This window comes from Bradyrhizobium sp. 141 (assembly GCF_023074055.1).
Taxonomy (GTDB): Bacteria; Pseudomonadota; Alphaproteobacteria; order Rhizobiales; family Xanthobacteraceae; genus Bradyrhizobium.
Genome location: NZ_JADPKR010000115.1, coordinates 275,100 through 297,604, shown reverse-complemented (window position 1 = coordinate 297,604; position 22,505 = coordinate 275,100). Strand labels below are relative to the sequence as shown.

The 22,505-nt window shown below is 63.6% G+C and carries 25 protein-coding genes; 11 read left to right on the top strand and 14 right to left on the bottom strand.

Features of this window, described 5'->3' with window-relative positions:
* Positions 1-89 precede the first annotated feature (89 nt).
* Positions 90-1,235, top strand: a complete 1,146-nt coding sequence (tgt, locus tag IVA81_RS40060; protein ID WP_247330130.1) for a tRNA guanosine(34) transglycosylase Tgt — start codon at positions 90-92, stop codon at positions 1,233-1,235.
* A gap of 18 nt (positions 1,236-1,253) precedes the next feature.
* Here the strand turns inward: tgt and IVA81_RS40055 are convergent, their stop codons facing one another.
* Both IVA81_RS40055 and IVA81_RS40050 read right to left on the bottom strand, forming a co-directional pair.
* Positions 1,254-1,466, bottom strand: coding sequence for a hypothetical protein (locus tag IVA81_RS40055; RefSeq protein WP_247330090.1), 213 nt, complete (start codon positions 1,464-1,466; stop codon positions 1,254-1,256).
* 214 nt (positions 1,467-1,680) lie between these two features.
* Complete coding sequence (locus tag IVA81_RS40050) at positions 1,681-2,787, bottom strand: acyltransferase (RefSeq protein ID WP_247330070.1); 1,107 nt, start codon at positions 2,785-2,787, stop codon at positions 1,681-1,683.
* A gap of 332 nt (positions 2,788-3,119) precedes the next feature.
* Here IVA81_RS40050 and cysK point away from each other — a divergent pair, with 332 nt between their 5' ends.
* Entirely contained in the window at positions 3,120-4,097 is a 978-nt protein-coding gene (gene cysK / locus IVA81_RS40045) for a cysteine synthase A (RefSeq protein ID WP_247330067.1), read from the top strand.
* Between the two features lie 3 nt (positions 4,098-4,100).
* Positions 4,101-4,343: a BrnA antitoxin family protein gene (locus IVA81_RS40040; protein ID WP_247330064.1), complete on the top strand. Its 243-nt coding sequence runs from the start codon at positions 4,101-4,103 to the stop codon at positions 4,341-4,343.
* Positions 4,344-4,425: 82 nt separating this feature from the next.
* Here IVA81_RS40040 and IVA81_RS40035 read toward each other — a convergent pair whose 3' ends face one another.
* Positions 4,426-5,856 (bottom strand): caspase family protein, encoded by a 1,431-nt coding sequence (locus IVA81_RS40035; protein WP_247330062.1) that lies wholly within the window; start codon positions 5,854-5,856, stop codon positions 4,426-4,428.
* A 204-nt stretch (positions 5,857-6,060) separates the two neighbouring features.
* Positions 6,061-6,936, bottom strand: a complete 876-nt coding sequence (locus tag IVA81_RS40030; RefSeq protein WP_247330042.1) for a DMT family transporter — start codon at positions 6,934-6,936, stop codon at positions 6,061-6,063.
* A gap of 149 nt (positions 6,937-7,085) precedes the next feature.
* On the opposite strand from IVA81_RS40030, the gene IVA81_RS40025 reads away from it, so the two are divergent.
* Positions 7,086-7,484, top strand: coding sequence for a RidA family protein (locus IVA81_RS40025; RefSeq protein WP_247330040.1), 399 nt, complete (start codon positions 7,086-7,088; stop codon positions 7,482-7,484).
* Positions 7,485-7,538: 54 nt separating this feature from the next.
* On the opposite strand, the gene IVA81_RS40020 is transcribed toward IVA81_RS40025, so the two are convergent.
* The 3 genes from IVA81_RS40020 to IVA81_RS40010 all read right to left on the bottom strand — a co-directional run bounded on the left by IVA81_RS40020 (position 7,539) and on the right by IVA81_RS40010 (position 9,154).
* On the bottom strand, positions 7,539-8,084 hold the full coding sequence (locus IVA81_RS40020; RefSeq protein ID WP_247330038.1) for a hypothetical protein: 546 nt from the start codon (positions 8,082-8,084) through the stop codon (positions 7,539-7,541).
* On the bottom strand, positions 8,029-8,379 hold the full coding sequence (locus IVA81_RS40015) for a hypothetical protein (protein ID WP_247330036.1): 351 nt from the start codon (positions 8,377-8,379) through the stop codon (positions 8,029-8,031). The genes IVA81_RS40020 and IVA81_RS40015 overlap by 56 nt, the downstream gene beginning before the upstream one ends.
* Before the next feature lie 187 nt (positions 8,380-8,566).
* Complete coding sequence (locus IVA81_RS40010; protein ID WP_247330034.1) at positions 8,567-9,154, bottom strand: formyltransferase family protein; 588 nt, start codon at positions 9,152-9,154, stop codon at positions 8,567-8,569.
* A gap of 192 nt (positions 9,155-9,346) precedes the next feature.
* Here IVA81_RS40010 and IVA81_RS40005 point away from each other — a divergent pair, with 192 nt between their 5' ends.
* The 3 genes from IVA81_RS40005 (at position 9,347) to IVA81_RS39995 (ending at position 10,768) form a co-directional block, all read left to right on the top strand.
* Entirely contained in the window at positions 9,347-9,628 is a 282-nt protein-coding gene (locus tag IVA81_RS40005) for a hypothetical protein (RefSeq protein WP_247330032.1), read from the top strand.
* Between the two features lie 340 nt (positions 9,629-9,968).
* Positions 9,969-10,187, top strand: coding sequence for a hypothetical protein (locus IVA81_RS40000; protein ID WP_246925280.1), 219 nt, complete (start codon positions 9,969-9,971; stop codon positions 10,185-10,187).
* 161 nt (positions 10,188-10,348) lie between these two features.
* Complete coding sequence (locus IVA81_RS39995) at positions 10,349-10,768, top strand: hypothetical protein (RefSeq protein ID WP_247330021.1); 420 nt, start codon at positions 10,349-10,351, stop codon at positions 10,766-10,768.
* A 27-nt stretch (positions 10,769-10,795) separates the two neighbouring features.
* Here the strand turns inward: IVA81_RS39995 and IVA81_RS39990 are convergent, their stop codons facing one another.
* Positions 10,796-11,098, bottom strand: coding sequence for a hypothetical protein (locus IVA81_RS39990; protein WP_018317940.1), 303 nt, complete (start codon positions 11,096-11,098; stop codon positions 10,796-10,798).
* 151 nt (positions 11,099-11,249) lie between these two features.
* A complete protein-coding gene (locus IVA81_RS39985; protein WP_247330019.1) occupies positions 11,250-11,477 on the bottom strand; it encodes a hypothetical protein in 228 nt (75 codons plus the stop codon).
* Positions 11,478-11,740: 263 nt separating this feature from the next.
* On the opposite strand from IVA81_RS39985, the gene IVA81_RS39980 reads away from it, so the two are divergent.
* On the top strand, positions 11,741-12,826 hold the full coding sequence (locus tag IVA81_RS39980) for an AI-2E family transporter (protein WP_247330014.1): 1,086 nt from the start codon (positions 11,741-11,743) through the stop codon (positions 12,824-12,826).
* A gap of 142 nt (positions 12,827-12,968) precedes the next feature.
* Positions 12,969-13,361 carry an NUDIX hydrolase gene (locus IVA81_RS39975; RefSeq protein ID WP_247330011.1) on the top strand — a complete coding sequence of 131 codons (393 nt, stop codon included), beginning with the start codon at positions 12,969-12,971 and terminating at the stop codon, positions 13,359-13,361.
* Position 13,362: 1 nt separating this feature from the next.
* Here the strand turns inward: IVA81_RS39975 and IVA81_RS39970 are convergent, their stop codons facing one another.
* Both IVA81_RS39970 and IVA81_RS39965 read right to left on the bottom strand, forming a co-directional pair.
* Complete coding sequence (locus IVA81_RS39970) at positions 13,363-13,647, bottom strand: Zn-ribbon domain-containing protein (protein WP_247330008.1); 285 nt, start codon at positions 13,645-13,647, stop codon at positions 13,363-13,365.
* Between the two features lie 147 nt (positions 13,648-13,794).
* Positions 13,795-14,034, bottom strand: coding sequence for a hypothetical protein (locus tag IVA81_RS39965; RefSeq protein ID WP_247330006.1), 240 nt, complete (start codon positions 14,032-14,034; stop codon positions 13,795-13,797).
* A 786-nt stretch (positions 14,035-14,820) separates the two neighbouring features.
* On the opposite strand from IVA81_RS39965, the gene IVA81_RS39960 reads away from it, so the two are divergent.
* Both IVA81_RS39960 and IVA81_RS39955 read left to right on the top strand, forming a co-directional pair.
* Complete coding sequence (locus IVA81_RS39960) at positions 14,821-17,925, top strand: DEAD/DEAH box helicase (RefSeq protein WP_247330348.1); 3,105 nt, start codon at positions 14,821-14,823, stop codon at positions 17,923-17,925.
* A 1,478-nt stretch (positions 17,926-19,403) separates the two neighbouring features.
* Positions 19,404-20,072 (top strand): hypothetical protein, encoded by a 669-nt coding sequence (locus tag IVA81_RS39955; RefSeq protein ID WP_247330003.1) that lies wholly within the window; start codon positions 19,404-19,406, stop codon positions 20,070-20,072.
* 171 nt (positions 20,073-20,243) lie between these two features.
* Here the strand turns inward: IVA81_RS39955 and IVA81_RS39950 are convergent, their stop codons facing one another.
* The 3 genes from IVA81_RS39950 to IVA81_RS39940 all read right to left on the bottom strand — a co-directional run bounded on the left by IVA81_RS39950 (position 20,244) and on the right by IVA81_RS39940 (position 21,978).
* Positions 20,244-20,486 carry a hypothetical protein gene (locus IVA81_RS39950; protein ID WP_247330000.1) on the bottom strand — a complete coding sequence of 81 codons (243 nt, stop codon included), beginning with the start codon at positions 20,484-20,486 and terminating at the stop codon, positions 20,244-20,246.
* A gap of 473 nt (positions 20,487-20,959) precedes the next feature.
* Positions 20,960-21,130 carry a hypothetical protein gene (locus IVA81_RS39945; protein ID WP_247329998.1) on the bottom strand — a complete coding sequence of 57 codons (171 nt, stop codon included), beginning with the start codon at positions 21,128-21,130 and terminating at the stop codon, positions 20,960-20,962.
* 509 nt (positions 21,131-21,639) lie between these two features.
* Positions 21,640-21,978, bottom strand: a complete 339-nt coding sequence (locus IVA81_RS39940; RefSeq protein ID WP_247329979.1) for a hypothetical protein — start codon at positions 21,976-21,978, stop codon at positions 21,640-21,642.
* Positions 21,979-22,505 lie beyond the last annotated feature (527 nt).

Here is a 22,505-nt window from a genome sequence, read left to right as displayed (position 1 = left end):
TCAATTGTGTCCCAGTCTGAGGCACGGGCCGGCCAGGACGTGGGTTGGGCGGGTTGATCGGCTTCCTCCGACACGCAATAAGCACCGCCATGAATCCCGACAATGACCTTCCCAATCACTTTGAATTGCTCGCCACCGACGGCGCCGCGCGCACTGGGCGCCTGACCACGCCTCACGGCGTGGTGCGGACGCCGGCTTTCATGCCGGTCGGCACCGCCGGTGCCATGAAGGGCATGCACTGGCGCGAGGTGCGCGATGCCGGCGCCGACATCGTGCTCGGCAACACCTATCACCTGATGCTGCGTCCGAGCGCCGAGCGGATCGCGGCGCTCGGCGGCTTGCAGCGGTTCACCGGCTGGAACGGGCCAATGCTGACGGATTCCGGCGGCTTCCAGGTGATGTCGCTGGCGGACCTGCGCAAGATCAGCGAGCAAGCGGTCACCTTCCGCTCGCATATCGACGGTGCCAAGGTCGAGCTGTCGCCGGAGCGCTCGATCGAGGTGCAGCGCTTGCTCGGCTCCGACATCGCCATGCAGATGGACGAGTGCGTGCGGCTGCCGGCCGAGCGCGCCGACATCGAGCGCGCGATGCAATTGTCGCTGCGCTGGGCCGAGCGAAGCAAGCGCGCCTTCGAAGACGCCCCCGACGGCTACATGCTGTTCGGCATCGTGCAGGGCGGCGACATTCCCCAGCTTCGTCATGCCAGCGCCGGAGGCCTGGTCGCGATCGGCTTCCACGGCTATGCGATCGGCGGCCTTGCCGTCGGCGAGCCGCAGGAGGTGATGCTGGCGATGATCGACGAGACCGCGCCGGTGTTGCCGAAACATCGCCCGCGCTACCTGATGGGTGTCGGCACGCCCGACGACATCCTCGAAGCCGTGAAGCGCGGCATCGACATGTTCGATTGCGTGATGCCGACGCGCAATGGCCGGCACGGCGTCGCCTTCACGCGGTTTGGTCAGGTAAATCTGCGCAATGCGCGCCACGCTGACGATCCGCGTCCGCTGGATGAGGAGAGCTCATGGCCCTCAACGCGCAACTGCGCGCGCGCCTATCTGCACCATCTCGTCAAGGCGGGCGAGACTTTGGGGGCGATGCTGCTGTCCGAAGTCAATATCGCCTATTACCAGTTCCTGATGCAGGGCATCAGAGACGCGATCGCACAGGGAAAATTCGACGAGTTCTATCAGCGTACGCGCGCGGACTGGGCGAGGGGCGACATCGCCCCGCGCTAGATCAGTTGCAAGTTTAGATCAGTTGCAAGTGAACCGTTGCTTCACGGCGTGCTTGGTCACGAAGCCATAGCCGCAATTGTCGCAGGTCCAGAGATAGCTGATCATGTGGTCAGAGACGTAAGCGGATGCTTCGGCGGCGACCATGGAGTCGGCGCAGACGGGACAGGTGGGCAACTCGCTACAACGCGGATCGCGGTTCACGGTCGGCAGCACTTCAGCAACTGCTGACATCGCGGTGACCTCCCTGCTTTAAGACGTAAGTCTAACATAAGCAGAAGCATTTGACGAGGTCGCAACACAAACGCGTCGACTCTTGTAAAATTAGCTTCACCTCGATGTGTCCTGCCGCCGGCTTGCCGATCTGGCAGTCGCGACTATCGCAGCGCAAACAATCCGTGTGCATTGCGATAAGTCGCCGCACTGCTTCGTGCGTCGTGACGTTCGATTACTGCGCCGCACCCTGCCGGCCGAGAGCCGGCTCGATAGCGACCGGCGTGCTGCGGTCGGAACGGAGCCTGCGCCCAAACGAGATCGAAGGGTTCTCGACGAACGAATATGTCATCCAACTGACAAGGATTGACGATGTCACGACCTCGGCGACGAAGACGAGCCATGGCAGTGGTCCGTCGCCCGGCCAGGCGTAGTGGTGAGTCCATTCCAGTGCGAACGGCGACATCAGGTAGACCGAGTAACTGATGACGCCGACGAACGCGATCGGGCGCCACGCCATCCTCTCACCGACTACGGCAAACACGATGAAGACGAGGGCCGCGGAGACATAGGCTGCCCCGATCGAATAGCTGTAGAAGAAATCGTCCTGGTAGATCCCGCCATAGCGTTTGCTGGACAGCGTGATGGCGAACAGTATGTAGAGCGTCGTGCAGAGGGCCACATGCTGCCATCGCAGCTTTCCGCCGATGACGGTGTCGCGAATGATCTTGCCGAGGAACATCGCCGACAGGTTCAGTCCGGTCTCCGTCACCACCCAGGCCGCTTTGTCCTCAACCAGGACAGCCACCGCCGTCCCGACAAGAGCGGTTGCAACGACGATCGCGACGGCGGTGAGGCGCCGGTGCAGCAGTCCCGCCGCGAAGAGAACGATGCAGATCAGGTAGAACAGCAGCTCGATTGTCAGCGTCCAGTAGAAGTCCCAGAGGTGAGGGACCTCCAGGAAGGACTGGAGCATCGTGAGGTTCGCGGCGATCTGCGACAGGGGATAGGTCCTGGACGTGACCGCCTGCATCGTGACCAGCCCGATCGCGATCGAGGTCCAGTAGGCTGGGTAGAGCCGGAAGAAGCGACTGATCGCGAAGTCGTTCACGGGGGACGCGCTGGCCGGAAAACTGAAGGGAATGACGAAGCCGCTGACGAAGAAGAACAGCACGACGCCGAACCGGCCGAAATTCATGTAGTAGCCGATCGCGTCGTGAAGGAACGCTTGATAGGCGCCGGTCGGGTGTTCCCGCACGATCACCTCGAGCGCATGCTGGACGACCACCGCCAGGACGGCGATGCCGCGCAGGGTATCGATGAATGCCAGCCGTCTGTGCATCAGGCCTTCTCTGCGCTCCCGCCGCCGGTGATCGGCCGATCGCAACTGACGTCGCCTGCCGGGACGGCATTTGGCTAGGGCACAAGCGATGATCGGAAGGCTGCACGCCGGCCCCGGCAGTTCAGCACGGCAATCGTGAACGGATTGACAACGAAAGCGGCTGGACGGCGGGCTTGGGCCTCACGCAGACGGCCGGACAGCCCACCTGCCCACGCAATTTTGCCATGCAGCGAATTCCGGGCCGATCGCATTGTCGCTTGCGCGTCGCCGCAAGCTGTCGGTAACTGCGCAACGGTCGCGACAGAAGCAATTGTCGCCACAGGGAGTTCATCATGGACGCATCGTCCACCACGGGTGCAGCGCACCAACCCGGCCGCGGCCGGATCTATGACTCGATCGTCGAGGCCTTCGGCAATACGCCCATCGTGCGCTTGCGCCGGCTGCCCGACATGCACGGCGTGAATGCGACCATTTTGGCAAAGCTTGAATATTTCAATCCTGCCGCAAGCGTGAAGGACCGCATCGGCGCGGCCATGATCATCGCGATGGAGAAGGCGGGCATCGTCAAGCCCGACACCGTGCTGATCGAGCCGACCTCCGGCAATACCGGCATTGCGCTCGCCTTCGTGGCGGCTTCGCGCGGCTACCGCCTCAAGCTGGTGATGCCGGAATCGATGTCGATCGAGCGGCGCAAGATGCTGGCTTTTCTCGGTGCCGAACTGGTCTTGACGCCGGCGGCGCAAGGCATGAAGGGTGCGATCGCTGCCGCCGAGGAGCTGTTGAAGACGACGCCGAACTCGGTGATGCCGCAGCAGTTCAAGAACCTCGCCAATCCCGAGGTGCACCGCCGCACCACCGCGGAGGAGATCTGGAACGACACCGGCGGCAATATCGATTTCTTCGTGGCCGGCGTTGGCACCGGCGGCACGATCACCGGCGTCGGCCAGGTGCTCAAGCCGCGCAAGGCCGGCTTGCGCGTCGTCGCGGTCGAGCCGGAGGAGAGCCCGGTGCTGTCAGGGGGACAGCATACCCCGCACAAGATCCAGGGCATCGGCGCGGGCTTCGTCCCTGACATTCTCGACCGCGCCGTGATCGACGAGATCGTAAAGATCAACTCGACGAATGCGATCGAGACCGCGCGCGCGCTGGCGCGGCATGAGGGCATTCCGGGCGGCATCTCCTCGGGGGCGGCCATCGCGGCAGCGCTCCGGATCGCCAAGCGCCCGGACGCTGCAGGAAAATCCATCCTGGCTATAGTGCCGTCCTTCTCCGAGCGGTATCTTTCGACGGCTCTGTTTGAGGGAATCTAGGACATGGCGGACCAACCACCGAGGCGGCCGCGCACGCTTGGCGATGCCAGGACCGAAGCGGAGGCAGCGTTCAAGAAAGTGACGGCCAAGGTCGCCGCGGCGCCGCCCAAGCAAAACGCCGTTCCCGGCGTCAAGGAGCAGGTCACGCTGCGCCTCGACCAGGACGTGCTGGAGTTCTTCCAGGCCGGCGGACCGGGTTGGCAGGACCGCATCAACGAGGCGCTGCGAAAGGCCGCGGGGAAGTAGCGCCAGCTCTCTTCGGCGAGAACGATCAACGAAAAAGCCCGGCACGAGCCGGGCTTTTGTCTCTTAAGATCGGCGTCGCGTCCTAGCGGCGGAACATGCCGCCCATCATGCCGCCGACGACGCCACCCACGAAGGCCGCGCCGGCAGCATCGCCGGGATTGCTGCGCTGCTGGGGAGCCGGCGCCGGTGCGCTGCTGCCTGCGGGCGCTGCGGCGCGCCGGGCCGCCTTCTGGCTGTTATCGCTCGCGGTCGCCGGGGCAGCCACGACTTCCGAGAGCAGGGCCTTGTGCTGGTGCTTGTTGAGGTAGCCCGATGAGGGATAGCCGCGCGCTGACTGCCAGCGCTTGAGCACCGAGCGGGTCTCCTCGCTGAACGCGCCGGTCTGCTTGGTATCGAAGCCGAGCCCGGTGAGACGACGCTGCACGTCGCGGCGCTGGGTCTTGTCGAGACCGATCTGATCCTCGGTGAGCTGGGTCGCCTCGTCGGTGAAGGTCGCGGGATCAACGCCGGCGTTGAGGGTGCGCGTTGCAGTCGAGGGGCCGCTCTTGATGGCGGCGAGGCGTGCCAGCGCCAGCGCCTTGAACTGACCGTTCGGATAGGCGGTGAGATAGGCGTTGAGCTCTTCCGGCTTGTTGGACTCTTTCACCGAGCGCCAGTATTCGAGCTCGACGCCGTCCGAGCCGCCGGTCGCAGCCGGCACCATGCCAGAAGCGGTCGGTGCTGCGTTGGCGACCTGCGTCGTCGCGGCCTGGTTGAGATAGACGGAGCCGGTCAGGTTGGTGTGGCCCCAGGGCAGCTGACCCTTGCGGGTCTCTTCATTGACCTGGGCGCGCACCGACGTCATCGCCTGCTGGATCTCGATGCCGGGCTTGGTGATGTTGTCGATCAGGGCGCGGGTGAACGGGCTGTTGTTGCCCTCCTGACCGTCGAGCGCGGTCTGACCAGGACCGGTGGCGAACGCGATGAGGGTGCCTTCACCGGACTTCATCTCGGCGAGACCGCTCTGCACGTTCACGCTGCGCGTCGCCGAGTTCGACTTGATCTTGGCGGCGAACGGATTGTCGCGGCAGGCATCGAGGAAGACGAGCTTGACCTTGGCATCGCCCATGGTCTGCTCGAGCGTCAGATCGATGTTGATGGCGGCGCCCAGCTTGACGTCCATCTCCGACTTGATGTCAGCGTCGACGGGCAGCAGGTAATTGGTGCCGCTGACGGCGATGCCATGGCCGGCGTAATAGAACAGCGCGATGTCGGAGCCCTGCGCCTTGCGGCCGAAGTCGAGCAGCTTCTCCGTCATCTGGTCGCGGCTGAGATTGGATCCTTCGATCACTTCGAAGCCGACATTGCGCAGCGTCGCCGCCATCGCCTTGGCGTCGATCGGCGGGTTCGGCAATTGCGCGACGTTCTTGTAGTTGCCATTGCCGACAACGAAGGCGACGCGGCGGTCGGCCTTCGCGGCACTGACCGACAGGGCCATGCACATCAGCGAAGCGAGGAGGGTGAGATAGCGCATCTGAGATCCCCAACAGAATCGAATTGCAGGCAGCAACGAATTGGCAACAAACCTACACGAAGTGCCCGACTTCGTGCCACCAAAACGGGGGGTAGGTCGCGTCCAAACCGCTGCTGTGTGGCCGAATGTGCACGATGGAAATGCGCTCCAACGTGATCCAAATCACACGGCCACTTTGTTTTGTCGCGCGAGGCGGCGCGAGGTTCACTGCGCGCGGGCGGGAACGGCTGGTGCCGGCTTCAAATTCAAGAGGTTGCCGCACAGGATCAGCGCCGCGCCGAGCACGGTCCAGGAGTCGAGCCGCTCGGAATAAAGCAGCCAGCCGGCCGTCGCAGTCAGTGGAACCCGCAGGAAGTCCATGGGAACCACGATCGTCGCATCCGCGTACCGGAGCGCGCTGGCGAGGCAGTAGTGCGAGAAAGTGCCGCAGACTCCAATTACGAACAGCCAACCCCATAAACGAGGCGACGGCCAGATCCACACAGCGAGCGTCGGCAGCAGGCCCACGACGGCCTGGACCACGATCATCCAGAACAGGATCGATAATGCGCTCTCGGTCCGCGTCAGCGACTTCGCCAGAATCATGGAAAAGCTGAAGCCGATCGCGGCGCCGAGCGCGATCAACTGGCCCGGATTGATCTCGCCGGTGGCGGGCCGCACGATCATGACGACGCCGACGATGCCGAGCACGATCGCGGCGATCTTCCAGACCGTCATGCGCTCGGACAGGAACGTTGCGGCCAGCACCGCGGTCCAGATCGGCATGGTGAATTCGATCGCGACGACTTGCCCTATTCCGATCAGCGTCAACGCGTAGAACCAGCCGAGCTGTGCGAAATAATGGACCCCGTTGCGTGCGAGGTGCTGGGGCAGGCGTTTGGTCGCGACTGCTTTGAAGCCGCCGGCGTGGTAGATGATCGGCAGAAGCAGCGTGAACCCGATGAACGAGCGCACTTCCATGATCTGGAAAACGTTCAGCTCGCGCGTGGTCTCGCGCCCGGCCACCGCCATGACCAGCATCAGCGACAGCCAGCCGGCCATCCACAATGCAGCCATCGTTTTGGACGGTGTCGTGCTCATTGGGGCAAATGCTGGAGGATGGAAGCCTGAAAGGACGGCCGGTATCGGCGACATCGCCGCCGTTTGCAACGGTCAATCTGTGGATGCAGCGATGCAGCCTGTCGTGCTAGGCATCATGCAACAACGAGAAAATCGGGAGAGCTCCGCTCATGCAGATCTTGCAGCCGGCTGAATGGAAGAAACCGCGCGGCTTTTCCCATGGCGTCGTGGTCGAGGGACCGGGGCGCTGGGTGGTTCTGGCCGGCCAGACCGGTGGCGACGAGGCCGGCAATTACGCGCCCGACATGGCGGCGCAGGTTGCGACCGCGCTGAAGCGGATCATCAAGCTCCTGGGCGAGGCCGGCGCCGGCCCCGAGCACATCGTCCGCCTGACCTGGTACCTGACCAGCCGCAGCGAATATGAGGGTGCAGGCGCCGGTATCGGTGCCGCCTGGAAGGAAACGCTCGGACGCAATTTCCCGCCGTCGACGCTGCTCTACATTGGTGGCCTCGTGGACGACCGGGCCAAGGTCGAGATCGAGGTCACGGCGTTCGTGCCGGACGCATAAAAAAATCGACCCGGCGCGGTCGCTGGGTCGATTGTCGTGCCGCGTGCTGACGTCCTATTTCGAAAGCGAGACGTTGGCGCCGCGGAACTGGCTATCCGCGCGTATCGAGACGCTCTGCTTGTTGCCGCTCGTCTTCAGCGAGAGGTTGGCATTGAAGCCAGCGGTGGAGGCAACCAGCTCGTAATTGCCGCCGCCGCCGCGGCCCTGGAGCGAACCGGAGATATTGCGGCTGGCCTCGGACCAGCTGCCGGCGATGGCGCTTCCCTCAGCCTTGACACTGGCCGCGAGGTTGAACTTGTAAGCGTCGCTGGCGCAGGTCAGCGACATCTCCATGGTGGGGCCGATCGGGGCGTATTTGGCCCGGCAGCGGATCCGTTCGGTCGAGCCGTCGTCCAGGGTCACGGTGCCAGCACCGCTCCAGCTGCCCGCCAGCGGGGCGAATGGGCCGGACTGCGCATTGCTTTCAGTGTTCACGAACGCTGCCACAAACAAAACGGCGGCCGCAAACAGCAGCCGCCGGTTCCGGGCGCGAGCCTCAATTGGTTTATTGGCGCGATGCTTCCCATCGCCCGCTGCACGGTATGCCTGCAGATGCTCCATTCCACTTCCCCGATCCGGCGTTGCCGCTGAGTTGACCGTTAGCATATGCACCATTGATCGAAACTTTCACAAGTCCCCCACTGCCGATGGTGCCGGAAACGTTAGCGCCGGGCGCAGTGATCTTGCCGTCGGCAACCGTCAGCATGGAGCTCGCGGTGGGTTCGCAGGAGCCGCTCTTGGTCACGATCGTGACCTGCCAGTTGCCGTCATAGGGGGTCTGGGCCAAGGCGGACGCGGCTAGGGTGCCGGTGAAAACTGAAGCGGCACAGAACACCGCGATGCGAGCAAAACGCATAAATTCCGTCCTTGAATCTGTCTGATATGCTGTCGCTTATCTGGACCAAATGTGACGGAAATTTGTTGCGACGCCAAATCGAAAATTGTTCCTGTGGGAACAATGGTTTATTTGCGTTTCTGGTGCCAGTTTTCGAAGCAAAATCAATACGGCTTCACGTTAAGGGTAAACGTCAGGAGAGGCGCCTTTAGGACAGGCTTGGCGCGGAGGTCGCGAACTGCTCGTCTTGAGTCTTGGCGGGCAGCGCCTTGTGGACCTTGGCGTAGTCGATCACGTCAGCCAGCAATTTGAGGCCGAGGGGCGCCAGCGCGCGCTCCCATAGCTCCCGCGCCGTCTCGCCCTTCTTGACGAAGCACCAGTCCTGGGCGGCAATGGCGCCGGCATCCATGCGGTCGGCGAGGTGGTAGATCGTGCCGCCGGCGATCGGATCGCCTTCCTTGATGGTCCATTCCACGGCGGCCTTGCCGCGATGGCGCGGCAGCAGCGAGGGGTGATAGCCGATGCCGCCGAACGTGGCGGCGGCGAGCGCGTCCTTGCCGATCCGGGCGTGGCTGTGCGCCGTGATGATCAGATCGGTATCAGGGGCAATCTCGGAGGCCACCACCAGCTTCGGATTGGCCTGCACCACGACCTCGATGCCGGCCGCCGCGGCGGTCGCGGCGAGGCGATCCTCGGCATCGGCCACCACGACCCGGACGATCGAGACGCTGTGCTCCCGGAGCATGTTCAGGGTGGTCACGCCGAAATGGCGGGAGCCGACGAGGGTAATGCGCATGGGTGTCCGATCCGGTCTCGCAACTGCGTCATCCCCCGATAACACGTCCCGACGCCCTGTCACCACCCGCACAGCGTTTGCACGGGTTATCAACAATGCGCCGAGGTGCCGGGCGCGATGAACGCCCTGATTGCGCTGCCGGCCCTTGCGGTGCTTCCATGGCGGGCATTGCACCGGTTCGGGAGCGAGCGCATGCGAAGCGCCTGGTTTTTCCTTTTCGCGACACTGCTTGCAGCCATTCCGGCCCATGCGGGCGGGCATCCGGCCGTGCCGCCCGAAACCGGGATCGCGCCGTTCGTGGGGCCGATCTGGGATACCTATCGTTGCGCCCGAGGGCCGGTCACCAATTTCTATCACCGCGCCTATTACGGCGAGGAGCCGCCGGCGCTCTATCGCGGCTACGCTTACCGGCCGCATTACCGTTACAGCGCCTATCGCAGATGGCCGCGCACTTACTTCTGTGTCACCGACTAGCGTTTGCCGCGCCGCCGCGGTCGGACGGCAAGCGGGACGAAAAGCCGGTTCCTGTGTTTCGTTTTGAACAGAGATAACCTTGGTCGGCTGATAAGAGTGGGCCAACCCGGGGCTGGCGACATTTCAACCCGCATCCGTTTTTGAACCCGGCTTTGGCCGCTGGCGCAATCGTCAGCGGCCTTTTCATGCCGCGCATCACGAAATCATCGAATTGGTAATACGATCTCAACCAGCCTGGCGTATCGACGAATCCGTCGCGGATTTGTATTGCGTACCGCGACACCGAAATGTCCCGCCGGCGTGGGTGCGCCGCGCGGGCCTTTTCGCCGGGACAGATGTCATGCCGAGCGCCATTGAGCAGATCGTCGACAGCTACGTGCGGCTGAAGAACCGCCGCGGGCTCGACGAGCTGATGATGCACAGGCAGCGGCTCGCGGTCGATCTGAAGAGCAAATCCGGCTATGATTTCAGCCTGCCGATCGGCCAGATCGACGAGGAGATCGCGATCATCGAGGCAGGCCTCAGCCGGCTCAAGGCGGAGAATTCCACGGTGATCTAGCGCGGCTGCGAGGCCGGCTCTTGCGTGGATTGGGGGACGGCGCATCGTCGCAGTTCGAGACCGGTTCATTCATGGTTCAGGCCGACCATGGCTCAATCCGCGGGTCGTTTCGTGGGACACGAATCCTGCTAGGCTTGTCCCCGTGATTTGGAGGAGACGTCATGATCGAGCTTGCGCTGGCTGGCCTGCTTGCATTTGCAACCGTGCCTGCGGCATCGCCGGGGCCCATGGTGGAGCAAGTTCAGTTCAGAGGTGGTCCGGGCGGACAATGTCCGCACGGCTATGATTACAACCACTCGAACGGCCGCTGCTATCCCAACGATTATCATGCGCCGGGTGTCTACACCCGGGATCCCGGACCAGGCTATGGGCGCCGTGGTGGCCTGTGCCCGCACGGTTACGATTACAATTACTCGACCGGCAGCTGCTATCCGAATGGTGCGCATGCGCCGGGCGCCTATGGACGAGCCGAGCAATACGGCCGACGCGGCGGGCTTTGTCCGCACGGCTACGATTACAATTATTCGCAGGGGCAGTGCTATCCGAACGGCGCACGGGCGCCCGGAATGTACGGGCGATAACCGATCGCCGTGCTGAGGCGGGCGCGCTCAGTCGCGCCGGCCGCCGTCGATCACCGTGAACAGCGGCCGAGCCGGGGTCGGCTCGACCAGCAATTCCTCCACCAGCGCGGTGGCGGCATCGACATATTTGCGTGTCGGCTTGTCCAGCGGGCGCTTGGCCTCGTCGTCGAGCGCGATCTTCGCGGCTTCGACCAGCTTGCGCATGCGCGCCGCATGGTCGTCGCCCGCCGTCAGCGTGGCGCGCGCCAGCGAGCGCAGCACGAACAGCTCGCCCTCGAGGCGGAGCAGGCGGTCGTTGAGCCTGGTAAGGACGGCGTTGAGGTCGGCCATGTCTGCTGTTCGGCGCGAGGGATCCGTCCTGATCTAGCGGCGATCGGTGAACGGAGTCCAAACGGCGCCGGTGCAATTGGGCCGATCCTCCGGTCCGTCTCGCATCACCGCGCGGCGTCATCGGAGGTGCGCGCGTGGTGGGCGGGCAGGCCTACCACTCGACGTCCGCCCAGCGCCTCCCGAACACGGGCGGCCGCGTCTTCACGGCTTGCCAACCGAAGAAATGGTGTTTGCCGGACCAGGCGTGCACCACGCCGTTGCAGATGCTGCATTTGAAGCTGCCGGCGTGGGCTTCGCTGTGCTCCTCCCTGGTCGCGGTGTAGTTCATGCCGCAACCCGCACAGGTGAATTGTTCGATCGTCCAGATGGTGTTGGCCATTGCGCCGAATGCTTCTTGGTGAGTTCGACCCACGGTAGTCACGGGCGTTTGCAGCGGCGTAAACCGGCGCGGGGAAATCCGGTTAACGGGCGTTAGCCAAGCCCGGCCGCGTTGCGGGCCCGTCTCGGAATGCGGAACGGTCCGATGTGTTCCCAATCGTGGGCCCGGGGCGGTTCCAGTCGTCTTGACGCCGGATGCGTTGCTGGCAATAACGGCTAGGCCTCGCAAGCACCGGAAGTTGCGTTCATGCCGCAAGGAAAGCAGTGCCCGTGAAAAGTCTCCGTCAGCTCCTGACCGGAGAGGACGTCATCCAGCTCGTGATCCGGCTCGGCCTGCTCGCCCTGCTGATCATCTGGACCTTCCTGATCATCCGCCCGTTCGTGCCGATCCTGGCCTGGAGCGGCGTGCTCGCCGTTGCGTTCTATCCAGCCTTCAGCTGGGTCGCCAAAGTCCTCGGCGGCCGGCCCAAGACCGCAGCAGCGATCCTGACCCTGATCACGCTCGGCATCGTCATTGGCCCGGCGACCTGGCTCGGCATCAGCGCGGTGGACGGGGTGCGCGAGCTGGCGCAGCAGCTCGGCACCGGCGACCTGGCGCTTCAGGCGGCGCCCGAGCAGCTGAAATCGTGGCCGCTCGTCGGACCCTGGCTCTACGACCTCTGGGACCAGGCCTATACCAACATCCGTACGGTGGTGCGCGAGGTGGCGCCGTATCTCCAGCCGCTGGCGGGCCCGCTGCTTTCGCTCGCGGGCGATGCCGGCGTCGGCACGCTCCAGTTTCTGGTCTCGGTGTTCGTAGCGGGCTTTTTGTTTCCGCATGGGCCGAGGCTGGTCGCGGCCGGCCGCGGCTTCCTGTTTCGCATCGTGCCGGAGCAGACCGAGCATTTCCTGTCGCTTGCGGGCGCGACCATCCGCGCCGTAGCCCAGGGCGTGATCGGTGTCGCGATCGTGCAGGCACTGCTCGCCGGCATCGGCTTCAAGCTCGCGGCGGTGCCGAGCGCCGGCCTTCTCGCCTTCATCGTGCTGCTGCTTTCGATCGTGCAGATCGGCGCCTTCCTCGTGCTGCTGCCGGTGATCATCTGGATCTGGACCGCCAAGGACGTCACCACGGCGCTGCTGCTCACCGTGTTTCTCGTCCTGGTCGGCTTCATCGACACCATGTTGAAGCCGCTCGTCATGGGGCGGGGCCTGACCACGCCGACCATCGTGATCTTCGTCGGCGTGATCGGCGGCACGCTCGCTCACGGCATCGTCGGCCTGTTCATCGGACCGATCATCCTGTCGGTGGCCTGGGAGATGATGATGGCCTGGATCAGGACGGAGGATCGGGCAGGGGCGGGCGAGGGCTGATCTCGCCTCGAACGGCGCGATCTGCCCGCGATGTCTCGCCGGGTCCCGACGGCGCGCGGCCTGTGATCAAAGTCTGTCGCAAACTTGTCTGTTCCACTAGACAAGTTAGGATTGGGCCGATTCTGTTTCAATGACGGAAGCGATGGCGAAGTCTTCCAAGTTGGTTGCCGCGAGGCGCGGCAAAGTATTGTTGGTTAGGCGCCGGTCGGACGGCCTGTGGATGTTCCCGGGCGGCCGCAAGCGTGCGCGCGAGTCCGACAAGGATTGCCTGCGGCGGGAGATCAGGGAGGAGCTGCCCAAGCTGAAGCTCGGCAGGATCAGCCTCTGGAAGGAAGTGACGGCGAGGAACAAGCGCTCCGGCCGCAAGATGAGCGACGCGATCTTCATTGCCAAGACGGCCAAAGGCAGGCTGGCGATTGGCGACAAGAAGGAGATCGACCGCGCCGCCTGGCAGAAACCACGCGGCATCCGACTGACGGCGACCTCGCGCTACATCCGCGACCGCCTGTTTCCGAGGAAGCAGAAGCGGAGGTGAGCTAGTCCTGGCGTCCCGCCGATCGCGTCCGTCCAGCGAGCGATCTCGATCGCGTCGCGCGCGGCTCCGGAGCAGCTCGTCTTGCCGCATCAGCCTCGCGCATCTCCTTGCGGGCCTTGCGCGCATTGCGCATCGCGCGCTTGATGAAGGGATGTTGGGAGTCCTCGGCGAAGAACAGCACCACCTCGCAACTCGGACATTGCCTGGAATAGCCGTCCTGCAACCGCCCGGCGCGATCGCGAAACACGTTCTTGCACCGCGTGCACTGAATCTGGACTGAACTCATGCGCGCACGACAATGACTTTGAAAATGGATCTTCAGCTGATCCCAAATGTCTGAAGAAAGCTTGAATGGCTTCGCGGCTGGAACGCGCGCGGCCAAGCGCCATCGGCCGGCCGCAGAAGATGCCGGTTGGAAACAGGCTGTCGGCCGCTATTGCTTGGCCGCCATCGTGTCCAGGCACTGGTTCAGAAAGGCGGTGCGGTCCCTGGGCAGCACCTTTTCGAGGTCCGCCTTCAGCGCGCATTCGCGCTGGCGCAGCTGCTCGGCCCGGCGCTTCTCGGCCGCCTCGCGGTATTCGGGAGCAACCTTGTTGGGATCGACCAGCGCCTGTGAGCGGGCGGGAGCGCTCGCAAGCAGCGCGATGGCGGCGATGACAATGAATGGTTTCAAATGAGCCTCCGTAAAAGGGCCATCGTAGCGCGCGGCGCGTGCGCACTCAAACCGGGGATGCGGTATCCCGCTCCGGCGTGATGGGGCAGACGGAACGTGCCCGCGGATTTCCGACCAGCACGTTTGGAACGACTGCGCGCGGCAGGCGTCGAATCCTGGCTCTCGGCTCATCCCCAAGCCCCCAAGCCCCCGGGCCGAGAGAAAACCTTCCCCACAAAGGTTGGCGACCTCGGTCCCCCGAGGTCGTTTGTCTGTTGCAAGACGTGTGAACCAGTTCACAAGCGCGCGGCGAATCCGCTGCTATGAAGACGTCATTGCTTAACCGATTCATTTTGAACGAAACGCCCCAGCGTGGCTCCAAGCGCTGGGGCTTTTTCGTGGCTCCCTGCGCGCAGAACGTTTACAATCGCGCCAAGCGTCGCATCGACAGACGCAGATCCCGCGCCGCGCCAGTTCCGATCCAGAGCTTGATCAAACAGCCTATGTGTCGGGATCGCGGCGCCGCGCCGAACGTTGCCACCAGGTGCGTTCGCGGGGCAAATCCCATATGCATGGCGAGAAGTCGCCGAATCGAAAATGAGGGCGGCTGGTGTTCAGTTGACGACGGTTTACGACCAGAAACGGATTCAAGTGAGGCTTACCAAAAAGGCGCGGGTGGCCAAGACGCTGCCGAAGAAGCCGCTCCCGAAGAAGACGCCACCGAAGAAGGCGTTGCCAAACAAGACGTCGCCAAGGAAGAGCAAAGCGGCGCAGCGCGCCACGATCTCGTCTTCGTCGCCGCTCGGCGTGCTGGCGCTCCATCTGCTTGCCCAATGGAAACAGTCTGGACGCAGCGGCATCGTTTTTCTCGCCGAGAGCGAGAACAGGGCGGAGCGGCTGGGCAGTGTCATTCACGCGCTCGACCCCTCCTGTGAGGTCCTGGTGTTTCCGCGATTGAACACCTTGCCCTTCGATCAGCTGGAGCCGTCGCACGAACTCGCAGGGCGCAGGGCCTCCGTCCTGAGGCGCCTCGCAAAATCCAAGAAGCCGCTCTTTCTCGTGTCGACGGCGGAAGCCGTGATGGAGCGCCTGCCGCCGCCGGCGAGCCTGGCGCGCCTGAGCCTGAGCTTGAAGGTGGGTGGTACGTTCTCAGAGCGCGACCTCGAGCCACGCCTCGAATCCCTCGGATACGATCTGGAGGACGAACCGGACTATCCGGGCGGGGCGCTGTTCCACGGGCAGACCTTCGAGATATTCCCCGCAGGCGCGCTGGGGCCGTTCCGGATCGAGCATTCGGATCGCGCGATCAAGCGGATTGTGGCGTTCGATCCGAACGAGCACAGGATCATCTTCGAGACCAAGGAGCTTCTCGTCGATCCCATGTCGGAGCGGCTTGGCCTTGCCGGCAAAGGCGGCAAGCGCGCGAGCCTGTTCGACTATTGCGGGCCTGCCAAATGGATCGCCGATGCGGGCGTCCCGGTGCACGCCGACGGCTGGCTCGATACCATCGAGGAGGCCGCGCCGCGCGCCGAGCGTGAGCGCGAATATCTCGCACGGCGCGACTGGAAGCAGCTCTCCAAGGGCATGAAGGTGCTGCCGCGCGCTTCGTCCTTCCAGACGATCCCGGAGTTTTCGAAGCTGACATCCTCCAGGAAGGCGCTGCGTGGTTTCGTCGAGGAGACGCGCCGGGCCGGATCGCGACTGATCCTGGTCGCAGCGCAGGAGGACGACCTGCGCGTGATGGAGCGGATGAGCGGCCTCAAGGCGCAGCGCTGTGACGATTGGGACGAGGCGACGCGCGGGCGGAGCGGCGAGGCGGCGCTGCTGGCCGATCTCGATGCGGGCTTCGTCGTGCCGGGGAAAAAGCCTCTCGTCATCGTGACGGCCTCCGACGTGCTCGGCAGCCGGGCGCATCATCCGCAGCCGATGGCGCGCGCCTGGAGCGCGGCCTTCGAGCATGCCGATGTACCCGAGCAGGGCACGGTGGTCATCCATCTCCAGCGCGGCCTCGGCGTGCTCGACGGCTTGCAGACCGTGAACACCGGCGGCGGAAGCTTGCGGGAAATGATCCGCCTGAAGTTCGCCGGCGACAACGCCGTGCTCGTGCCGCCGCCTGATCTTGCCTTGATGTGGCCTTACGCGGCGGAGCTCGGCAAGCTCTCGCTCGACAAGGCCGATGGCAGCACATGGTGGGCCCGCCGCACGTCGGCCGAGCGCGAAATCCAGGCCGCCGGCAAGGCGCTGGCCAAGCACATCAGCCAGCGCCGCCGCCGTCGCGGCGAAAAGCTGGTTCCGCCGGGATCGGCCTACGAGAAGTTCGTCGCGCGTTTCCCTTATTTCACCACCAGCGACCAGGCCAAGGCGATCGCCGACGTGCTCGACGATCTTGCCTCCGGTCATCCCATGGACCGGGTGATCTGCGGCGACGTCGGCTTCGGCAAGACCGAGGTGGCGCTACGCGCGGCGGCCGCCGTGGTGCTGTCGGGCAAGCAGGTGGCGATCGCGGTGCCGACGACGGTGCTTGCACGCCAGCATGTCGCAACGTTCCAGAAGCGCTTTGCGCCGTTCGGCATCGAGGTCGGCAATTTGTCACGGGCGACCTCCGGCGCGGAGCTGCGGGAGACCAGGGAGGGCCTGCGCGGCGGCCGGATCAAGGTCGTGATCGGCACGCAGGCGCTCACGGGCAAGGACGTCAAGTTTGACGATCTCGGTCTCGTCATCATCGACGAGGAACAGCATTTTGGCGCGGCCGAGAAGGCCAAGCTCTCGGGCCTCGCCAAGAACGTCCACGTGCTGATGATGAGCGCGACGCCGATCCCGCGCACGCTCGCCGCCGGCCTTGCCGGCTTCCGCGACCTCAGCGTGATTGCATCGCCCCCCGTGCACCGGCTGCCGGTCGCGACCCGGATCGCGCCGCTGTCGGATGCGGCGATTGCCTCCGCGCTGCTGCGCGAGCAGCGCCGCCACGGCCAGAGCTTTCTAATCTGCCCGCGCATCCAGGATCTCGATCCGATGCTGGCGCGGGTTCAGGCGGTGGCGGGCGACCTCCGCATCGTCTGCCTGCACGGCAGATTGGCGGCTGACGAGATCGACGACCGCATGATGAGCTTCGTCGAGGGCAGGGCCGACGTCCTGCTCGCGACCAACATCGTCGAGAGCGGGCTCGATATTCCCCGTGCGAACACCATCGTGGTCTGCTGGCCCGAGAAGTTCGGCCTCGCCCAGCTGCATCAGCTGCGCGGGCGGGTCGGCCGTGGCGGCATCCGCGCCTTCGCCCATCTCTTGACCGAAACGGCGTCCGGGCAATCCGAGAAGCGGCTGGCCGTGCTCGAAGAGTTCAGCCGGCCCGGCGCGGGCTTTGCGATCAGCGAGCGCGACCTGGATTTGCGAGGCGCGGGCGATTTGTTTTCCGAGCAGCAATCCGGCCACGTCCAGGTGTTCGGGCCCGTGCTCTACAGCCACCTCCTGAAGATGGCCTCGGAGAAGCTCGACGAGGGGCAGGCGGTGTGGGTGCCGGACCTGAACCTGCCGGTCGCCGACATGCTGCCCGAGACCTACGTGCAGTCCGAGCCGGTGCGTCTCGAGCTCTATGCGCGCGCCGCAAGATGCACTGACGAGGACGACCTCGAAGATCTCGAGGAGGAAACCTCCCGCCGCTTCGGCCCGCTGCCGAAGGTCGCGCGCGACTTCTTCGCCGCAGCCAGGCTCAGGTTCGAATGCAAGCGACGCGGCATCGTCCGCCTCGACGTCGGCCCTGAAGCTGCGGCCGCGACGTTCCTGCCGGGACGCTTGCGAAAGTCGCGGGGCAAGTCGCTGCAACGCGACGGTGATCGCGTGGTCTATCACGCCAAGATGCAGGACGCGCCGTTCGAGCGGGTGGAGGAGCTGTTCGAGCTGCTGGACGAGGGGTAGGGGCTCGCGCCTTCGTCAGCACGGATACCCGCGATTGGCAGACCTGGAACTCTTGCAGCGGCGGGCTTCTGCAACCGCGAATTCATGGCGGGAACCCGGCCTCATCATTATAGTTAATGAAGCTTGGCGATGGAGATTGTCTGATGTCCCGTGCCATCCCTCCGATCATTGTCGCGATTATCGCAACCTCATGTCTGTTGGTTCTGGCGCAAGCAGGCGGCGCTAGTGCCGGGTCCGGGGGAGCGGGCATGGGGACGGGAGCGGGTAGCGCCGGCGGGTCGGCACCTTCCGGAATGGGGACGAGTGCAGGCAATGCGGGTCCCTCAGCGCCTCCAGGGATGGGGACGAAAGACACTGCCCCCGGTGGACTGGGCACCGACAGCCAACCGATCAATCCGAACGTTCAGTCCGCCACGCCCGCGAGGTCGCGGGCGGCAGCCCAGGCGGCGAAAAATGCCGGGGTCGGTCACGCTCCAAATGGTCTGCCGATCGGCGCAATTGGGAGCGGCACGAGCAATGAGGATCAAATGGCCAGCGGCCCGGCGTCCTCCCGAAACAGCTTCCGGCCGGCAACACAGGCTCAAGGAAACACCAATGTTGGTTCAGGAGGTCTGCCAGGGAGAGGCACGAGTCTTTCGGACCAGATCAGACTGCCGCGAGCCGCACGAGCTGGGGACAAGGTGCTGGACGCCAAAGCGCAGGTCGAGCGACGAACAACTGTGTCGCCCAGACGCGTTCCGGGCCTGATACGACCAGGTTTGTAGCCTGCGAGCGAACGGGCGAAGAAACAGGATCGGCGCAGTGCGTCATCGCCCTCGACCAAGCCCGATGCGGGAGCGCTGCTCGAACGCTGGAGAAGGCTGTTCGAGGTGCTGGATGAGGGGGAGGGCGCATCAAAAATGCGAAAACAACCCCATGCACAGTAGCTAAGTGTTGCTGGCACAACGGGTTCTTCATCGGGTGGAAAGGCCGATCGCGACCCTGGCGCGGCTGAGAAAGCTGGCAGCCCATGATCCGGCTCAAGGTCAATTGCTCCGCGTGAGGCCGCATCGCTGGGGACGTATTTCCCGCTCACACGCCGGTTGACCCGTCGGGCAAAACAGGGGCATTCTGCCAACTTCGGAAAATCAGCTTGGTAATGGAGACGTTGAGCCAGGTACGACTGCCGTGGGGTGGGCAAAGGCGCGAAGCGCCGTGCCCACCATGCATCCAAGTCACGCGATCGAAGTGGTGGGCACGCTGCGCTTTGCCCACCCTACGGCGGCGGTGCTTTGCGGCAGCCAGTGTCAGCGCCTGAGGACTGCACGCATGACCCCGTAATCGGCCGGGGTGACCCGGCCCGTCAGCCGGCCACGTCGCTAACGTGGAATTAATCCAAAAAGCCTACAATTTTAGGCAGTTGTGTATGGGTGCTGCGTAAAGGGTGCGTCGTGAGGGCGTTCCAGGGGCGGCTTCCTGTTGCTCGCTCATTGGGGTCAATGCAAATGACCACGACCTTCGAAACGGCAGGCTTCGCCGAAGAACTCGACGCTGCAGCCCTTGCTGCCGCCGCAGCAGCGCTCGAACCCGCAGCCCCGGAAGCTCCAGCCCCAAGCAAGAGATCCAGCCGGAAATCGGTCCTGGCCTTCTCGGTGTGTGCCTTGGCCATCAACGGCGCGGCGGCGATCTACACGTCGCCGTCCGATTTTTCGTCGCTGAACGTCGGCCGCCTGGCCGAACTGCTTCCGCACCTGGAAGCGTCTGTGCCAAAGCCGGATCCGGTCGTCGCCGCCCTGAAGGACATTCAGGCGGCCCAGCAGCAACACACCGCGATGCTGCAGCAGAACAATCAGGCATCGGATCAGAACTCGGTTTTGCTGCAGCAGGATTCAATGTTGCTGCTGTCGCTGCGACAGAGCATCACGGACGAACGGGTCGATGTGAAGAAGATATCTTCGCAGCTGTCCACACTGATCGCGAAGGTCGACTCGCTACAAAATACAATGATGTCGGACGTCACGTCGTCCATTCGACGAGCGCATGCGCGCTATGGACTATCCGCAGCGATGCGCAAACGGCTGGTTCGGGAGCCGAAGTCGGTGGGGCCTGTTTCGGTTGGCGGTGCTCCGCTGAGCGTGCCGGCTGCGATGGCAGCTCCGGAGAGCTAGTGCGTAGGATGGGTGAGCTCTTGCGAAACCCATCCTACGTTGTGATTAGCGCCGCTGCTATCCGCAATCGATGACCGGAGCAATCCTCAAAGGGCCCGCGGAGGACCGACCGATTTGCAAGGATGGTTTCGCAAGAGCTCAACCTATCCTACGAGCTGTCATTGTCGTCCGTCACTTCAAGGCGTGATCGATCTTGTGCCCCAAATGCCCGGTGTCGTGATCGCGGCGCAACTGGCTCAGTGACGTCTCGTTCAGTTGGGCCAGGACCTCGCTAAGTGGCGTCGCATCCGGATACCCTGCGGCAAAACTCTTTCCGTAGATCTTGCGCAATGTACCGACCAGCGTGTTGCCGTGCTTCTTGCTGATCCCGCCATCCTTGTCCCGGTGGCGGCCATCCAGGCCCTGTTCCTTCATGTACCTCTCCCGTGTGGCGTCTTAAGCGCCTGGAGCGAGCCTGCTCCCAAACGGGTTGACTGGCAAATGGCATCGCGCAGTCGAGGACCGGCTTGCACCACCGCCATAGCCAGCGCTTCTCTCTCCTGCTTGTGAAGCTGCGAAGGATTGTGGCGAGCCGATCGACGCATCAGATGACAGCGGGCGATTGCTCGATTGGAGTTGATGCGATGCGCTCGCTTTTTGCCATGGGTCTGTTGCTGCTGCTCTGCAGCTCCGCAAACGCCGCAGCGGTGCATCACGCCCGCGCACGCCATCCTGCGGCGGAGCGGCCGGGCGCGAATGCGACTCCGCCGGCGCGCTTCGCCGTCCCTGGCTGGAGCGACGATGCAACGCAGCGCTGGTTGAACAACGCCTCGTCAAATGTCGGCCGAGGCGGATAGCGGCGGAAACAGGCGCCGGTGCTCGCTCGAATGGCGCCGAAGGGTGGGGGGCTAGGCGGCCTGCTCTTCAAACGAGGTGTAGACCCGGCCGCTGGGATCGACGACCTGAACGTCCCAGCACCCGTCCTCGATGAGCTCTTTGGCCTTCTTGAGGGCGGCGGGAAGTGACAGCCGCTTCAGACTGACCACGCCCGCCGTGTCGAAACCGTTGATTTCAAACATGCCGCTCCTCCGGTTTTCTTGAATCCTACACATTTCCGGCGGGTTGTCTTCCCACTTTTTGAGGGTGGGCCCTTGGAGCCGCTGCAGATGCCAGGCAATAGCAGGGGGGCGGCAATTGTGTGCACCGCAGTCGTGAGCTTGCGATCACGGCAACTCCGGCCTCAAGCCAGCGGGATGGTGTCCACCCGCCGACAGGGACGGCACAGGTAGGCATGCTCTGCGGGAAGCGTGAGGATTGCGGGCAGCGTGGCCAAAAACGTCATCGGCCGTCTGCACTTGGAGCAGATCAGAACGGGCGGGCTGTCTTTCTCTGCGCAAATCATCGCCAAGATGCCCAAGGGGTAGGGCACAATAGGCGCCTGTTGCCTGCAGTTCATCTCGGGGCGACTACTGGACTCTATCGGAATCTGGCGTGTTTTTGCGAGGAAGGGGTCGTTGGCCTCGCGTCGACGAAGTCGACACCGCAGCCACAGCGCGTAGGATGGGTCGTGGTTTATTTCCCGGATTTCTTAAGAAAGTCTGATGCGTTCCGTCACGGCTGCCGCCAGCTCAGGAAAAGGCAGGCAAGCTTCCGGATAGGGAGTCTTGGCTCCCAAGGTTTTGTCTTCATTCGTACCAACGAGAATTTGGAGCTCGGTGACATCGCTCGAACGTATGTGATCTAGACAGGCCGCAGCCATAATCGAGGTTGTGACGATCTTGACGTCATTGTCACGTTTGATCGTCGCGTATTTGATCCGCGCCTTCTCGAATTTTTCAATGGCCGTCTTGTAATCATCCGCCTTGTACGCATCATTACCCTCTTTCCAAAGGGCGAGACCCTCGTTCTGAATTTTGGCCGCCTTCACGGGGTCAGTGACAAAACTTTTGACGTCATCCGCGAGCGACAGCGCTGAAAACGTCGGCTAGTCAACGACGGAAATCCACAATACGGAAGATCAGAGGCTGAGTCAGAGCAGGGAAGAGCTGACGCGGCTCAAAATGACTCGACTGCAAAACCGAGTTCGCAGCGGTCATGGTGGGAGATATTGGGCGTGAGCAAGGATGCTTCGCCCAGACGCAATCAATTCCGGAAGGAGATCGCGCGGTATCACCCTGATCGCGTCGAAGGCCTTGGCAGGGAGCTGCGAGAACTCGCCGAGCAGAAGGCCAAGGAAATCAACTGGGCCTATTCCACCGCCAAAGGGAGCGCAGCTTTAGCTAGGCAGCCCCTGGAGCGGCGCTGCAAAGGTAGAGATCGTATGTCTTAATCATGCTCGAGCAGGTAGATAGCTCGCCGCGCCAAAAAGCCAATCCCTGGTTCGCTCCACGGGGAATCGGCGGCTTGCATCGTGCAAATGTCGCCTGATTAAACATTAAAACATTAAAATGAAAT

Coding starts and splice junctions, on each gene's coding strand:
- tgt (WP_247330130.1), top strand. CDS start 90: ATGAATCCCGACAATGACCTTCCCAATCACTTTGAATTGCTCGCCACC.
- IVA81_RS40055 (WP_247330090.1), bottom strand. CDS start 1,466: ATGTCAGCAGTTGCTGAAGTGCTGCCGACCGTGAACCGCGATCCGCGT.
- IVA81_RS40050 (WP_247330070.1), bottom strand. CDS start 2,787: ATGCACAGACGGCTGGCATTCATCGATACCCTGCGCGGCATCGCCGTC.
- cysK (WP_247330067.1), top strand. CDS start 3,120: ATGGACGCATCGTCCACCACGGGTGCAGCGCACCAACCCGGCCGCGGC.
- IVA81_RS40040 (WP_247330064.1), top strand. CDS start 4,101: ATGGCGGACCAACCACCGAGGCGGCCGCGCACGCTTGGCGATGCCAGG.
- IVA81_RS40035 (WP_247330062.1), bottom strand. CDS start 5,856: ATGCGCTATCTCACCCTCCTCGCTTCGCTGATGTGCATGGCCCTGTCG.
- IVA81_RS40030 (WP_247330042.1), bottom strand. CDS start 6,936: ATGAGCACGACACCGTCCAAAACGATGGCTGCATTGTGGATGGCCGGC.
- IVA81_RS40025 (WP_247330040.1), top strand. CDS start 7,086: ATGCAGATCTTGCAGCCGGCTGAATGGAAGAAACCGCGCGGCTTTTCC.
- IVA81_RS40020 (WP_247330038.1), bottom strand. CDS start 8,084: ATGGAGCATCTGCAGGCATACCGTGCAGCGGGCGATGGGAAGCATCGC.
- IVA81_RS40015 (WP_247330036.1), bottom strand. CDS start 8,379: ATGCGTTTTGCTCGCATCGCGGTGTTCTGTGCCGCTTCAGTTTTCACC.
- IVA81_RS40010 (WP_247330034.1), bottom strand. CDS start 9,154: ATGCGCATTACCCTCGTCGGCTCCCGCCATTTCGGCGTGACCACCCTG.
- IVA81_RS40005 (WP_247330032.1), top strand. CDS start 9,347: ATGCGAAGCGCCTGGTTTTTCCTTTTCGCGACACTGCTTGCAGCCATT.
- IVA81_RS40000 (WP_246925280.1), top strand. CDS start 9,969: ATGCCGAGCGCCATTGAGCAGATCGTCGACAGCTACGTGCGGCTGAAG.
- IVA81_RS39995 (WP_247330021.1), top strand. CDS start 10,349: ATGATCGAGCTTGCGCTGGCTGGCCTGCTTGCATTTGCAACCGTGCCT.
- IVA81_RS39990 (WP_018317940.1), bottom strand. CDS start 11,098: ATGGCCGACCTCAACGCCGTCCTTACCAGGCTCAACGACCGCCTGCTC.
- IVA81_RS39985 (WP_247330019.1), bottom strand. CDS start 11,477: ATGGCCAACACCATCTGGACGATCGAACAATTCACCTGTGCGGGTTGC.
- IVA81_RS39975 (WP_247330011.1), top strand. CDS start 12,969: ATGGCGAAGTCTTCCAAGTTGGTTGCCGCGAGGCGCGGCAAAGTATTG.
- IVA81_RS39970 (WP_247330008.1), bottom strand. CDS start 13,647: ATGAGTTCAGTCCAGATTCAGTGCACGCGGTGCAAGAACGTGTTTCGC.
- IVA81_RS39955 (WP_247330003.1), top strand. CDS start 19,404: ATGCAAATGACCACGACCTTCGAAACGGCAGGCTTCGCCGAAGAACTC.
- IVA81_RS39950 (WP_247330000.1), bottom strand. CDS start 20,486: ATGAAGGAACAGGGCCTGGATGGCCGCCACCGGGACAAGGATGGCGGG.
- IVA81_RS39945 (WP_247329998.1), bottom strand. CDS start 21,130: ATGTTTGAAATCAACGGTTTCGACACGGCGGGCGTGGTCAGTCTGAAG.